This is a genomic window from Microcystis sp. M015S2 (assembly GCF_020245945.1).
Taxonomy (GTDB): Bacteria; Cyanobacteriota; Cyanobacteriia; order Cyanobacteriales; family Microcystaceae; genus Microcystis.
In genome coordinates, this window is the sequence record NZ_JADBTX010000067.1 from 47,970 (window position 1) to 62,824 (window position 14,855).

Here is a 14,855-nt window from a genome sequence, read left to right on the forward strand (position 1 = left end):
AGATATGGTACGCTAAACAGGATTTAAGTATTATTAATGATTGCTATGAAACAAGGCGGCGTGACGGTTTGGTTAACGGGATTGAGCGGTGCGGGGAAAAGCACGATTACCGAGGCATTACAGGCAAAATTAATCGCTGAAGGCTATTCCATTGAGGTTCTCGATGGCGATGTAGTACGGACGAACCTCACCAAAGGTTTAGGATTTAGTAAAGAGGATCGCGATGAAAATATCCGTCGCATTGGTTTTGTGTCTAATTTGCTCACCCGTCACGGTGTGATTGTCCTAGTTTCGGCTATTTCTCCCTATCGTGAGATTCGCGAGGAAGTACGGGAAAAAATCGGCAATTTTGTCGAAGTTTTCGTGAATGCTCCCTTAAACGTCTGTGAGGCCCGCGATGTGAAAGGATTATATAAAAGAGCGCGTGCTGGCGAAATCAAGTCTTTTACGGGAATTGATGATCCCTATGAACCACCTTTTAACCCAGAAGTGGAATGCCGCACCGATTTAGAGACTTTAGAGGAAAGTGTCGCCAAAGTCTGGAACAAATTGACGGAATTAGGCTACATTCATCAAGCGGTGGCGGTTTAATCCCAGAATAACTTTGTATTATTGGAAAATATCGTAGGGACGTGGACTACAAACGTCTCTACCCCCCGATTAACCCCTTAAGCAAATTTGTTAGTTAATCCCCTTTTCTTCAGTACCTAAGCCAAGTTAATTATCTCTCTGACTAACCCTCTGGTCAAAGTGCAAGACTGTCTAAACAGTAATCAGTGATCAGTAAACAGTAAACAGTGAAAAGACAGCAGGAAACTTCTATTTAATACTGCTGACTTAAAACTCAAATCTGATAACTGATAACTGTCTCCTATCTCGACTAGCAAATTAATTTTGCAGGAATACTTAATAAGTAAGTAGTTATAATTGAAGAGAAGATAGATTTTGCCTTTGATCTCCCCTTAATCCCCCCTTAATAAGGGGGGTGCCGACAGTTTTTAACACCTACCTACATATTTAAAGGCACTAAATTATTTTGAAATCTCGCTCTAGTTATTGGAACCTCATTCCCTATCTCCGTCCCCAAACCCAAACAATTATTTTGGCGTTTATCTGTACGATCGGATTTACGGTATTTTGGCCGATTTTAGCTTGGTTAGCCGGACAAATGGCCAGATATATCGGTGAGGGAAATGTGCAAGCATTGGCGACACTTTCGGGGGTGGGGGCAGTGGTTTTTTTACTGCGGGGAATGTCTCAGTATGGGCAAGATTCCCTGATGGCAAAAGCTTCTTTAAAAATTGCCCTCGAATTAAGAAAAAAAGTTTATGCACATCTGCAAACCCTCGGCTTAAATTACTTTGAAACAGCAAAAACTGGTGATTTATCCTATCGTTTAACGGAAGATATTGATCGCATTGGGGAAGTAATTAACAAATTTTTCCATGATTTTATCCCCTCAGCCTTACAGTTAATTGTCGTCTTTGCCTATATGTTTATTGTTAACTGGCAATTGACGATCGCTGTCATTATTATCGCTCCTTTGTTGGGAGTTTTGGTGGGATTTTTTGGTGAAAAATTATTACAATATGCTCGTCGCGCCCAAGCGAAAATATCTAATCTTTCTTCGTTATTAACCGAAGTTTTTGGCGGTATTCGTGTGGTGCAAGCTTTCGCAGCTGAAGATTATCAAACCGAGCTTTTTGCCCAAGAAGCGGAGGAAAATCGCCGCGCTCAATACCTATCAGAATCCACCAAAGCTTTACAATACGTCGTGGTGGGATTTTTGCAAGCGATGGGAGTTATCTTTTTATTCTTCCTTGCGGGTTGGCAAATTTCCCAAAAGAATTTAACTGGTGTTGAGTTTGTTAGTTATGTGGCGGCGGTGGCTATGTTAATCGATCCCATCGCCCATATTACCAGTAATTATAATCAATTTAAACAGGGTCAAGCCTCCATGGATCGGATTTTTGAATTGTTAGCTATTTTGCCAACAATTACCGAAAAACCGAATGCGATCGATCTGCCACTCCATAGCAAAGAAGTTGAATATTGTCAAGTAAATTTTTCTTACAATGAGGACAGACAAGTTTTAAAAAATATTAATTTTACTGCACACGCTGGCGAAATGATTGCTTTAGTAGGAGCATCGGGAGCGGGAAAAACCACTTTAGTTAATCTTTTATTGCGTTTTTATGACCCCACTTCTGGCAAGATTTTAATCGATGGGGTGGATATTCGTGATGTGACTTTAAAAAGTCTCCGGCGACAAATTGGCGTAGTTTTGCAGGAAAATATTCTCTTTTCTGGCACTATAGCCCAAAATATCGCTTTTGGTCAGGGAGATTTTAATCTGCAAGAGGTAGAAAAAGCGGCAAAAATTGCTAATGCTCATCAATTTATCGGTGAACTTTCTCAGGGTTACTATACCTATGTGGGAGAAAGGGGTGTTAATTTATCGGGTGGACAAAGACAAAGAATCGCCATCGCGCGAGCGGTTTTATCTAATCCGAGAATTTTAATCTTAGATGAAGCGACTTCAGCGCTCGATTCGGAATCGGAAGCTTTAGTGCAGGAAGCTTTAGAAAGAATTATGACGGAGCGCACAGTATTTGTTATTGCTCACCGATTAGCAACTGTCAGAAAAGCTAACCGTATTTTAGTCTTAGAAAAGGGTGAAATTATCGAGGTGGGTAATCACGAAGAGTTATTAAATCTTAATGGTCGTTACGCTCAATTTCATGCTAGACAATTTCAAGATTAGTCTATTTGGCGTTAAGAGTTGGGCATTATTTCTGATTTTATCACTCAAGCCAAGTTTTTGGGGGGTAGAACCCCCCAAACCCCGGAGCGCATTAGTTTTTCGGTGGGATGCTTACACGCAGTTGTTCATATATTTGTACTAATTTAAGAGTCACCGATAGAGCAGTTATCTTAATGGTGAGGTAGGAAGTTTTCGTTTTGGAAAGTCAGTTGCGGAATTAGGTTAGACTTCATCTTTAGGGAAACGCTGTAAGTATCCAGACAGAATTAATTATAGATATTTTTCCGTTCCCTCTACTTAGGGTTTTTTTCGGGGAATTCCTCGCAAGGTTAAAACATCATCGAGGGTGGAACAATAGTTTTTTAAACCAAAATCGTCAGGAGTATAGGTTTTTATGTGGGTGAAGTGGCGATAATTCATGGCAAAGCGGTCCCATGCTTCCATCTGCAAGTTAAAAACTTTGATAAAAAAGTTAGCAATGGTTAAAGATAAAGGAATGCGAAAGTAGATTTTTTTGTTTAAATAAGTACAGATTTCCTCCACTGCTTGGTTAGCTGTTGTCCGTTGATTGCCTAGGACAATTTTGCTTTCTGGTGCGGGATTTTCGATTAAATAATTCACCACTTGAGCTATATCTTTGGCATGGATAAAATGAAAACTGCCATCAGCTTGAAACCAACGCACTAAACCGATATATTTCAACACATCCGGTAAACCGCCATAGATATGAGAATAGGGTTTATTTTCGTCACCACCTAAGACAAAAGTGGGGTATAAAGTGATAATTTTATCGGCGATTTCTAGGTCAGTAAATTTACTATAACAAATATATTTAGTGCGGATATAATTAGTTCCTATCTCTCCAGCTTCCGGTAAAGGTTGATTATTTTGATTGAGAATGCTGGCAGTGGAAAAGTAGAGAATTTTCTCGCAGATTTGAGCATCTAAATAACTAATTAACTCTAGGGTTTTTACCACATTAATCTGATAACTTTCCTCCTCTCCTCCCCAACTGGTAGCGATTAAAACCGCTATATTCATTGTTTTTAAAAGCTCGGCATATACCCCAATATTTTGCATATCGCCTAAAAGTATATGAACATTTGATCGCCCTTGGTAAGTAAATTTTAATTTCTCTGGATTACGCAATAAAAAATATAATTCATAGTCGGGATTTTCCAGTAAAATCTCGGCGATATAATGCCCAATACAGCCACTCACACCCGTTAGAAATATCTTTTTCATTATTTTAATTGATACGGCAGAATTTAGGGGACAGTGTGAAAGTCAAAAGTAAAAAGTAAAAACCGGTGTTGGGGTTTTAGGGTTTTGGGGTATTAGTTGAATCCCCCCATTTCCCCATTTCCCCATCCCCTGTTCCCTAGTCCTGATAACTAAAGTGTTTAGCAGTTTCAAAGAAGAAACGCACGTTATCTTCAGGAGTTCCCACCAAAACACCATGACCTAAATTAAGAATATGGCCTTGATTACCAGCTTTACGAATAGTATCAATAATCCGCTCGCGAATAAAGGGCTGGGAACCGAATAAAACCCCCGGATCGATATTACCTTGAACCATCATCGATTTACCTAAACGCTGTCTCGCTTCGGCCATATCCACGGTCCAATCGACGCTGACAATATCAACCCCCGATTGAGCCATTCTTTCCAAAACGCCGGCACTGCCACTAATGTAGAGAATTAAGGGTGTATCGGGATGGGTTTCTTTCACCAAACGAACTACTTTTTGTTGATAGGGTAAGGCAAAAACATCGTAATCTTGGGGAGTTAATTGACCCGCCCAAGAGTCGAACATTTGTACTACTTGCGCTCCACAATCAATTTGATAACGGACATAAGTGGCGATCATATCCGCTAATTTATCTAAAAATTGGTGCAGTACCGAGGGTTCCGAAAAAGCCATCCCTTTAATCACAGAATAACTTTTAGAACCTTTCCCTTCCACTGCATAGGCTGCTAAAGTCCAAGGCGCTCCGACAAAACCGAGGACAGTGGATTTATTTCCCACCTCTTGACGCAGGGTTTTTAAAATCGTTTTGATAAAAGGTAAAGACTGATCGGGATCGAGGGGATTAAGTTGGTCCACCTGCGCTTGAGTACGAATGGGAGAATCGATAATCGGCCCCTTACTTTCGATAATATCAAAGGGAATACCGATTCCCGCTAGGGGAGTGAGGATATCGGAGAACATGATCACCCCATCCGGTTGAAAAGCACGCCAAGGTTGCAGGGAGATTTCGATCGCTAAATCGGCATTTTCCGATCTTTCCCGAAAACTGGGGTATTTATCCCGCAATTCCCGATAAATCTGCATATAACGTCCTGCTTGTCTCATCATCCACACGGGAGGACGGGGTAAGATTTCTCCTTTGGCAGCGCGTAATAAATAAGGTATTTCAGGGGAGTCAGTCATATCAGGATGATTATTCTATTGCCTTTTCTACGGTATCATCCCCCGTACAGCTAATTTTTCTGGTTTTTCCTTAAGAATTGTTAACGAAAATTATCCCTCCACCCTGGGGTGAATTCGACGCAATCGCAAGGCATTCGTCACCACGGAAAGGGAACTTAAAGCCATGGCAGCGCCGGCAATAATCGGATTGAGCAGAAAAGGATAGAGGACTCCGGCAGCGATGGGAATGGCAATCAGGTTATAAATAAAAGCAAAAAAGAGATTTTCTTTGATATTTCGCATTGTTGCCCGACTTAACTCAATAGCGGTCACAATTCCCTGTAAATCTCCCGAAATTAAGGTTATATCGCCGGCGGCGATCGCTACATCGGTCCCTGTGCCAATGGCAATACCTAAGTCCGCTTGCGCCAATGCGATCGCATCATTGATGCCATCTCCAACCATGGCGACTATTTTCCCTTTTTTCTGCAAATATTCAATTTTTTCGGCTTTTTCTTGGGGACGAAGTGCGGCAAAAAAGCGCCGGATACCCAACTCGCTGGCGATCGCTTCTGCAGTTTCGAGGTTGTCCCCCGTCATCATCATCACCTCTAAGCCCATTTTTTTGAGCTTGGCGACCACTAAGGAAGAAAAAGGTTTTAAAACGTCGGAAATGGCGATCACCCCCTCTAAACGCCCGTTAACCGCTATCCAAGCCACGGTTTTTTTCTGCCATTCCCAATCGTGGGCGACTTTTTTAAGAACTTTTGTTTCGATCCCTTGACTTTCTAACCATTGTTGTGTACCGATTTGCACTAAATCCGACCCGACTTTTCCCTGCACTCCTGACCCAGTTATTGAGTCAAATTCGGTTACTTCTAAGGTTTTAATCTGGTTTAACTGCCCATATCTAACTATTGCTTCTCCTAGCGGGTGTTCAGAATGATTCTCCACCGATACGACTAACTGCAGCAGCGATAATTCCCGTCCATCCCTCACCCCTTCGCGAGTCAAGAAGTCCGTCACCGTTGGTTTACCTTGGGTGAGAGTTCCCGTTTTATCGAGGACAATAGTAGTAATACCCTGGGCTAATTCTAAACTTTCGGCATTTTTAATTAAAATTCCCTGTTTTGCTCCCTGTCCTGTTCCCACCATAATCGAGGTGGGTGTAGCTAATCCTAGCGCACAGGGACAAGCGATAATTAGGACTTCCACCATTGTAATCAAAGCGAGGGTGAGATTACCCGTGCGGAGAATCCAAAATAGGAAAGTTATTACGGCAATAATCATCACCACCGGCACAAAATAAGCGGTCACTCGATCGACTAATCTTTGTATAGGTGCTTTTGATGCTTGCGCGGTTTGCACTAATCGGACAATCTGAGCTAAAACCGTATCTTTTCCCACCCGTAACGCTTGCATTTGTAGGCTACCGGTTTTATTAATTGTCGCCCCGATTACCTGTTGATTGACGGTTTTTCGCACGGGTAAACTTTCCCCCGTCACCATCGATTCATCAATGCTAGAACTGCCCTGGATAATTATGCCATCGACGGGAATTTTTTCTCCCGGACGCACTAAAATTATATCTCCTACTTTCACCTCTTCTATTGGTATATCTAGCGTCTGTTCTTCCCTAATTACCCTAGCAGTTTTTGCCTGTAATCCCATTAATTGTTTAATAGCGGCGGCCGTTTCTTTTCTGGCACGTTTTTCAAAGAAACGACCGAGTAAAATCAGGGTAATGACGATAGCTGATGCTTCGTAATAGACATGGGAATTAAACCCCTGTTTTTCGATAAAATCGCTCCCGAAGGTTAAAAACAGGGAATAAAAATAGGCGGCACTGGTTCCCAAAACTACTAAAGTGTCCATGGTGGCAGTGCGGTTTTTAAAGGCTTTCCAAGCATTTTTATAAAAACTTTGACCACACCAAAATTGGACGGGAGTAGCGAGAATTAATTGTAATAAGGGAGCGTGTAACCAGTGGGGAATAAAAGATAGAGATAAACCCGTCATCATCGGCAAAGAACCGATAAAAAGTATAATGCTAATAACAATAGCGATCGATAGTTTAGTGAGAAGTTCTTTTTCTGGCCTGGATTCGAGATTAATTTCCGTTATCGGTGTAGCCTGGAAACCGGCATCCCTAACTTTTGCTTGAATAGTGTTAAGATCGGTACGCTTGGGATCATAGTCCACATCCACCTGTTCCATGCCAAAATTAACTTGACATCGAATCACTCCGGGGATAGATTTAATTATCCGTTCGATCGAATCAGCACAACCAGCGCAACTCATCCCGGCGAGTTTGAGAGTTTGATGGGTCATAATTTTAATAGCAGCGGAAGTCAGCAAGAAAATCCCCTGCAGCAGAGTTATATCTTTAGGATAAAATATTCCCCTAGCTGCAGGGTCAAGAATCCTCTGTTAATTTTTCTGAATAGATATGAAGAAATGTCAAAAAGAGTGCTTATATTTTCCTAACACACCCTTAATTTTTGTGGACAAATTTCAATTAACCCCACTCTGTTGCGTATCTTGACCCTGCAAAGCATCGGCAGCAGAAACACCATCACCCTGAAAACCAAAATACCATAAAGTAGCGGCAGCTTCAGCGCGAGTTACTGGTCTTTTTGGCTGAAATAGGGTAGTAAAACCAAAAACTCGCCGAATATTGGCTTGTTCAGCATTTTGAAAATCGGCATAAAGAGCGCGCACCAGCTGCGGGTTAATTTTATTAGTATCCTGAAAACCCCAAGTATTTTTAATCGTATCGAGATTGGCGCTCGGTAAAGCTTTTCTAATATCTAATGGCACTTTCCAAGCGATTAAATCTTCCCGGGTTAAAGGAGCATTGGGACGGAATAAAAGGGTGCTACTATCTCCCGTTAAGGGAGAGGGAATTAACCCCGCTTCCGCTAATCCTTGAATATAAATATAATCGGGATCGTTATTTTTAACATCACTAAAAGCTGGGGAACTATTGGGAGTAGCTAAACGGATTTGTTTACCCGCTACATTAGCATAAATGGCATTATTAGCCTGTAACAACCAGCGAGCAAATTCTCGGCGCGTTATTGTATCATTAGGGTTAAACTGATTGTTATTACCAGTTAATACTCCTAATCTAGCTAAGTCTTGAATGTGGCTCTTTAAGGTATTAGGTAAGGATTCGAGATCGTTAAAACTGGTGGGATTAAGATTGGGTAAGGGGGAAGAAATAGGGGAGGGACTAGGGGAAGCAATCGGGGAGGGACTAGGGGAAGCAATCGGGGTTCCCGTTGGACGATAATCGAGGCTATATTCGGTATTGGGAGAAGTGGCAGTTATGGTAATAGTTAATTCTAAATTATCTCGACGGGCTGTCAATGTACTATTGACTCCTTCCCCAGAAAAGGGAGTGATAATTTCCCAATTATTATTCACTAATTCCTGTTGATAAAAAGCCTCGATCGCATTGCTGGGATCGTTGGATTGCCAACGAGTTTGCCCACCGGTATTATCAGGATTTGTCTGCACGGATAATAATTTTGATTGACTATATCGAGGAATTTCTGCGGGAAAATTTCCGGGTAATTGCTGGTTATTAGGAGAGTTTTCTGGTATGGGATTTGTTTGTAGATTAGGATCGGCAGCCAGACGATTTTCTAGGGCAGGATTGCCACTACAGGCTGCTAAAATGCCCAGCAGAGTGATAATTGTACTGTAGCGAATAAACTTACTCACGGTCTTTACCAATATTGTTTCCTTAGCTTTATCCTAGCCTATTTACTCAGGTTTTTGACTAGGGAAAATTCGGTGCCACCATTGACGTAATTTCCCCAGCAGAAATCCTCCTAACCCTTTTGTGTATTTTTCAAATTTGTAGTAAAATAAAATGTCGATTATATCCTGAGTGGAAAGATACTTGAGATAGGATACTCCTTGATCTATACGCGCATCACTATATTCTAAATAAACTTTGCGACTGAGGCGATCGGATAAATTCCATTTTGGTTGAAAATATTCTTGCATCCTCTGTTGATAAGCGGCAAAACTACTCGATTTTCCCTGTAAATATTCCTCCATGTATTGACAAGCAATTTCGGCTCCTTTCATAGCATAGCGAATACCTTCCCCTCCTAAAAAGTTAACCGTAGAAACAGCATCACCAATCGCTATAATATTCGGTTCTTGATAATAAATATCTTGCAGATTGAGCGAATATTCTAAAATAGACCCATGGATGTCGATTATATCATATTTAGAGAGATTTATGTAGGTTTGAATAATTTGTGTAATATAACTTTTTAAAGGCTTAACTTCATCAATATAAGGATGTTCTCCCTCTAACCAAGCCGCTCCTATTTTTAATTGCTGGTTATCCATAGGAAAAATCCAGCCATAACCTTTAGGACTCCATTTATGACCTAGAAAAAACACTAAATTATCTTGATATTTTTGATAATCTACTTCTGGCACAGTAATTAAATATTCAATGCCCACTGCTTTTAGAAAATCAGGTTTTTCTCGTCTGTGTTTATACATAACTGCTCTAGCGTATCCCGTGGCATCAACCAATAAACGAGTAGTAACTGTCTCGATTTCCTCGCCTTTTGATTTCAAGAAAACAGTTAGCTGATCCTCCATCTGTTGATATTTCAGATAACGACAACCTAAACGAACTTCTCCCCCCCAACGCAGCACTTCTGCGGCTAAAAACTCTCGCAACTTGGCAAAATCAAAAACTACCCCTAAAGGTTGCGGTGATGACCAAAAATGATGTATGCTGGTGGAGATGATTTCGATATTTTTCCAAAACCTAGCCACCACGGTTTCGGGGAGATTGAATTGTTCTAAAATTTCTAGGGGAGAAGCGGCACTAGAAAAATTATTATCTTGCCAACTAGAATGTTGTTCCACCAAAAGAACACGATAACCTTTTTCACTTAATAATCTACCACAGTGACCTCCCGCCGGTCCACCCCCAATAATTACGACATCATAATCCATGATTTACTCCCTCGCCTAGTCTTGCTAACTTGCTTTTATTTTACCCTAAATCGCCCTCTGTTAAACCCCAAACTGGTTAAGCTGTTGTCCATCTAAATTTGATACTCTTTTTAAACTGTTCCCCATTCTCTCATCGAAAGCCGACTAGCTTATGACATTTTTCTTATTATTAGTTACTTTCCTATCGCTGATAATTTGGTTATATTTAATCTTAGCCAGGGGACAATTTTGGTTATCTAACCAAAAAATTAATCCTGTCACTTCTCCTTTAAAAAATTATCCAAAAGTCTCGGCAATTATCCCCGCACGAAACGAAGCCGACGTTTTACCCATCAGTTTAACCTCCCTCTTTAACCAAGATTATCAAGGAGAATTTTCGATTATTTTAATTGACGATAAAAGCAGTGATGACACGGGAACAGTTGCTCAAGAAATTGCCGATCAATCTCATAAATCTGACCAGATAACTATTATTTCTGGCCAAGCTTTAGAGATAGGATGGACGGGTAAATTATGGGCAATGAAACAGGGAATAACAGAGGCTACCGAGAAATTTGCACCCGATTATTTTCTCTTCACCGATGCCGATATTGCCCACGCGCCAGATAATTTAACCCAATTAGTTACTAAAGCAGTACAGGAAAAACAAGCTTTAGTTTCCCTGATGGTGTTGCTACGCTGTGACAGTTTTTGGGAAAAATTTCTTATTCCTGCCTTTGTTTTTTTCTTCGAGAAACTCTATCCTTTTCCCCTAGTTAATAATCCTAATTCCCCGATAGCAGCCGCCGCCGGGGGGTGCATTTTAATTCGCCGAGATATCCTAGAAAAAATTGGCGGTATTGAGATTCTTAAACAAGCTTTAATTGATGATTGTTCTTTGGCAATTGCGGTTAAAAAATATCTGCAAAATCACCCCGAAAATCCTGAGAAATCCATCTGGTTAGGATTAACAGAAACCACCTATAGTCTCCGTCCCTATCCGGATTTAGCCAGCATTTGGAATATGGTAGCCCGCACCGCCTTTACACAACTTAATTACTCAACACTTTGGTTAATCGGGACAATTTTCGGGATGTTTTTAACCTATTTAGCCGCCCCCTTGGGCTTAATCTGGGGATTGGTCTTAAAAGAAACATCAATTATTATAATTAGCACCGTCACTTTATTACTAATAGCCCTTTCCTATAGCCCGACTTTAAGACTATATAAATTATCCCCCCTGCGGGCTTTAACTTTACCCCTAATTGCCCTCTTTTATAGTTTAATGACTGTGGATTCTGCACTGCGTTATTGGCGCGGCCAAGGAGGAGGTTGGAAAGGGCGAGTTTATCCTAATTAGGGATTGCTGAATAATGGTAAAAAGCTTTTAAAATAGGGCTTTTGACCTGTTAAAATCTGATGTTAGTGCAAGAAAATAGTAACTGAAAAAGTCCAGTAGGGTGCGCCCTTCGATAGCGTAACGCACCAAATAAATTAATGATAGATAAGAACTATTGCAAATTAATTATATGTTATAATAAAGTTAAATTAATGATAGGTAGGGTGCGTTACGACGGATTGTTAGATTTAAGTTTAAGCAGAGATTGTCGCCGTCTAACGCACCCTACGTTTTGCTACGTTTTGCTGACAAAAATCAATCATGTCCGCCGCCAGGGGGGATTCTTGCGTCAATCTTACTTTCTCAACCAAGATTCCCCCGAAGCAATCTTTCCCATTGTTACGTTTATTTAAAGCTTTATTTAGTAGCCACGCTCAAGATAAAAAATATAAAGAAAATATAAAGATTTGTTAAATTGTATCGTAGGATACAACGCGGGGGGGGGTAGTGTGTATTCTACTTTTGTAGTATCTAGTAGCGCTGTCCCTAAACCAACTGACAAGGACATCGCTGCTCAATTCTTCAGTCCAAAATCAACATGATGCTAAAAACCCTTACTTCTTGCTTGCTAACCGTAGGGGCAACTTCCTTGGTGGGAGTAATCGCCCCGGCTCAAGCCTTTACCCCTCTCTCCTTATCCCAAACCTTCAACAACCCCTCCCCTGCAGGTTTCGACTATTTTGGCAATTCCGTGTCCGTCAGTGGCACACTCGCCTTGATTGGGGCTTATCAGGATGACACTGGCGCATCAGATGCGGGGTCAGCCTATTTGTTTGATACAACCACAGGCAATCTCCTAAAAACCTTCAACAACCCCTCCCCTGCAGGTTTCGACTATTTTGGCTATTCCGTGTCCCTCAGTGGCACATCCGCCTTGATTGGGGCTAATCTGGATGACACTGGCGCATCCAATGCGGGGTCAGCCTATTTGTTTGATACAACCACAGGCGCTCTCCTGAAAACCTTCAACAACCCCTCTCCTGCAGATTTCGACCAGTTTGGCAATTCCGTGTCCGTCAGTGGCACATCCGCCTTGATTGGGGCTTTTCAGGATGACACTGGCGCATCAGATGCGGGGTCAGCCTATTTGTTTGATACAACCACAGGCGCTCTCCTGCAAACCTTCAACAACCCCTCCCCTGCAAGTTTCGACTATTTTGGCTATTCCGTGTCCCTCAGTGGCACATCCGCCTTGATTGGGGCTTTTCAGGATGACACTGGCGCATCCAATGCGGGGTCAGCCTATTTGTTTGATACAACCACAGGCGCTCTCCTGAAAACCTTCAACAAACCCACCCCTGCAAGTGGCGACAATTTTGGCTATTCCGTGTCCGTCAGTGGCACATCCGCCTTGATTGGGGCTTTTCAGGATGACACTGGCGCATCAGATGCGGGGTCAGCCTATTTGTTTAACACAACCACAGGCGCTCTCCTGCAAACCTTCAACAACCCCACCCCTGCAGATTTCGACGGTTTTGGCAATTCCGTGTCCCTCAGTGGCACATCCGCCTTGATTGGGGCTAATCAGGATAGCACTGGCGCAACGTATGCGGGGTCAGCCTATTTGTATCAAGAACCTCAAGAAGTACAAGCAGTACCTGAACCCTCAACTATCCTGGGGATAGGAGTAGTTTTAGGCGCTCTACCTGTTCTCAGAAAAAAGGATGTCAAAAGCAACAAGAAAAAAGTAGTCCAGTAGCGTGCGCTCTTCGATAGCGTAACGCACCCAATAAATTAATAGACCTCTTGCATAAATCCGAAAACAAACGATAGAAACAATAATAATGGGAGGGACTTTCAGTTAATTATTTATTATAGCGTTTCTAATTCAGAAGAGGTACATTTCCGATCCTGAACAGCTTAATCAGCAAAGGTTTAACTGTGCCACGCAGGTGTGAGAAACGCTATAGTAGTTGATAATCTTCAAAAATGTTGCTGTACAAGGATCGACTTAAGACTTTTGCAAGAGGTCTAATGATAGCTGCGGTGCGTTACGACGGATTGTTAGATGATTAAGTAGGGGCGAAGCATTCGGACAATAACCTATTACTGAAACCCTAGATTTCCTATCCGAATGCTTCGCCCGTACCCCGAATTTTTCTCTAGCAAACTCAATTGGGGATGGGGGGTGAGTGCGATCATGGATTTTAAGCTATAATCAAAGATGTTGATTTATCCCCTGAAATTATAATGTTATCGATTAATCTAGATCGAGAAACCGAGAACTATCTAGCAGACATCATTTCCGAAGAGAATATTAGCTCAGAAGAACTTCTTAAAAAACTCATTTACGAACATTGGCAAAGCTTAAAACCGCGTAAAACTTTATTACAACGCCGGGGAGGTCATCCTCAGCATCTTTTAGAAAATGCTCCACCTAATTTGTCATTGCGAGAAAACCGCAAAAAAGTAGTGGCAGAATATATCCAAAACCATCATCAGCAACATCATTCATGACAAATTATCCCCCCAAAATTATTACAGATAGTAGCATTCTATTCGCCTATTACAGTTCCCAAGATAATTATCATCGGGCTGTTGTCAACTTTTTTGAACAATGTTCCAGCGACTTGATTACAACTGTTGCTTGTATAACAGAAGTAATGTATCTTTTAAGCCATGATTATCGAACACAAAATGAATTTTTAAGTGATTTATTCCACCAGCTTTATCAATGTATTCCCCTTTTACCACAGGATTTTGCCAGAATCATACAACTCAATGAACAATACGCTGACCTACCGGGAGATTTTGCAGATCTATCCTTAATAACTATTTCTGAAAGACTTAATATTTCTGCGATTATTACCTTAGATAGTGACTTTGATGTTTATCGCCGTTATCGAAAAGAACCTTTTGAACGAATCTATTTATAACAATAAAATTTCAGGGTTATTTCATTCTCAAATGTGATGTCATCAAGGGGAAGCAACCCTTCATCTATATCAGGAAAATTGTCTGTAATGTCTGGCAAAGTAGTCAGCAAAGAAAGTAGAGAAATGTAAGACAGAGTCTTAGATATGCAGACATTCGGGACATTTATTATCATGTTCTGTCACCGCAATTGCCCTTGATTGCTTTGCCATCATCCTAGGCCTTTCAAACCCTTAACTGTAATAATTGTACTGTATGTGGGGTTTGCGGCAAAAAATTTGTTGTTTTGCTAATATAGCGGGTTTCAGTTGAATGAGGTACAGCATGGATGACTAGGTAGGCTCTTTAAAAGGGGTATCGCAATAGCAACAATGGGTAAACCAGTGATGGATGTCTCGCAATGTAATCTGACTAAAGGCTTGAACGATCGC

Annotated in this window: 11 protein-coding genes; 6 read left to right on the forward strand and 5 right to left on the reverse strand. The window is 41.3% G+C overall.

The annotated features are described in order from the left end of the window. Window positions 1–45: 45 nt before the first annotated feature. Window positions 46–591, forward strand: a complete 546-nt coding sequence (gene cysC / locus IM473_RS13520) for an adenylyl-sulfate kinase (RefSeq protein ID WP_287656813.1) — start codon at window positions 46–48, stop codon at window positions 589–591. 445 nt (window positions 592–1,036) lie between these two features. Continuing rightward, window positions 1,037–2,764: an ABC transporter ATP-binding protein gene (locus IM473_RS13525; RefSeq protein ID WP_287656790.1), complete on the forward strand. Its 1,728-nt coding sequence runs from the start codon at window positions 1,037–1,039 to the stop codon at window positions 2,762–2,764. Between the two features lie 297 nt (window positions 2,765–3,061). Here IM473_RS13525 and IM473_RS13530 read toward each other — a convergent pair whose 3' ends face one another. The 5 genes from IM473_RS13530 to IM473_RS13550 all read right to left on the reverse strand — a co-directional run bounded on the left by IM473_RS13530 (window position 3,062) and on the right by IM473_RS13550 (window position 10,172). Then, window positions 3,062–4,009, reverse strand: a complete 948-nt coding sequence (locus IM473_RS13530) for an NAD-dependent epimerase/dehydratase family protein (protein WP_287656791.1) — start codon at window positions 4,007–4,009, stop codon at window positions 3,062–3,064. Window positions 4,010–4,145: 136 nt separating this feature from the next. Beyond that, a complete protein-coding gene (gene hemE, locus IM473_RS13535; RefSeq protein ID WP_287656793.1) occupies window positions 4,146–5,198 on the reverse strand; it encodes a uroporphyrinogen decarboxylase in 1,053 nt (350 codons plus the stop codon). Window positions 5,199–5,288: 90 nt separating this feature from the next. Continuing rightward, window positions 5,289–7,508 carry a heavy metal translocating P-type ATPase gene (locus tag IM473_RS13540; RefSeq protein ID WP_287656795.1) on the reverse strand — a complete coding sequence of 740 codons (2,220 nt, stop codon included), beginning with the start codon at window positions 7,506–7,508 and terminating at the stop codon, window positions 5,289–5,291. A 183-nt stretch (window positions 7,509–7,691) separates the two neighbouring features. Next, window positions 7,692–8,918 (reverse strand): S-layer homology domain-containing protein, encoded by a 1,227-nt coding sequence (locus IM473_RS13545; protein ID WP_287656797.1) that lies wholly within the window; start codon window positions 8,916–8,918, stop codon window positions 7,692–7,694. Window positions 8,919–8,948: 30 nt separating this feature from the next. Further along, window positions 8,949–10,172 carry an NAD(P)/FAD-dependent oxidoreductase gene (locus IM473_RS13550; protein ID WP_287656799.1) on the reverse strand — a complete coding sequence of 408 codons (1,224 nt, stop codon included), beginning with the start codon at window positions 10,170–10,172 and terminating at the stop codon, window positions 8,949–8,951. 151 nt (window positions 10,173–10,323) lie between these two features. Between IM473_RS13550 and IM473_RS13555 the strand changes: the two genes are divergently transcribed. The 4 genes from IM473_RS13555 to IM473_RS13570 all read left to right on the forward strand — a co-directional run bounded on the left by IM473_RS13555 (window position 10,324) and on the right by IM473_RS13570 (window position 14,426). Further along, complete coding sequence (locus IM473_RS13555; RefSeq protein WP_287656801.1) at window positions 10,324–11,511, forward strand: glycosyltransferase; 1,188 nt, start codon at window positions 10,324–10,326, stop codon at window positions 11,509–11,511. A gap of 577 nt (window positions 11,512–12,088) precedes the next feature. Then, window positions 12,089–13,249, forward strand: coding sequence for a PEP-CTERM sorting domain-containing protein (locus IM473_RS13560; RefSeq protein ID WP_287690483.1), 1,161 nt, complete (start codon window positions 12,089–12,091; stop codon window positions 13,247–13,249). A gap of 491 nt (window positions 13,250–13,740) precedes the next feature. Further along, window positions 13,741–14,007 (forward strand): hypothetical protein, encoded by a 267-nt coding sequence (locus IM473_RS13565; protein ID WP_287656805.1) that lies wholly within the window; start codon window positions 13,741–13,743, stop codon window positions 14,005–14,007. After that, window positions 14,004–14,426, forward strand: coding sequence for a type II toxin-antitoxin system VapC family toxin (locus IM473_RS13570; RefSeq protein ID WP_287656807.1), 423 nt, complete (start codon window positions 14,004–14,006; stop codon window positions 14,424–14,426). Before IM473_RS13565 ends, IM473_RS13570 begins: the two co-directional genes overlap by 4 nt. Window positions 14,427–14,855: the final 429 nt, after the last annotated feature.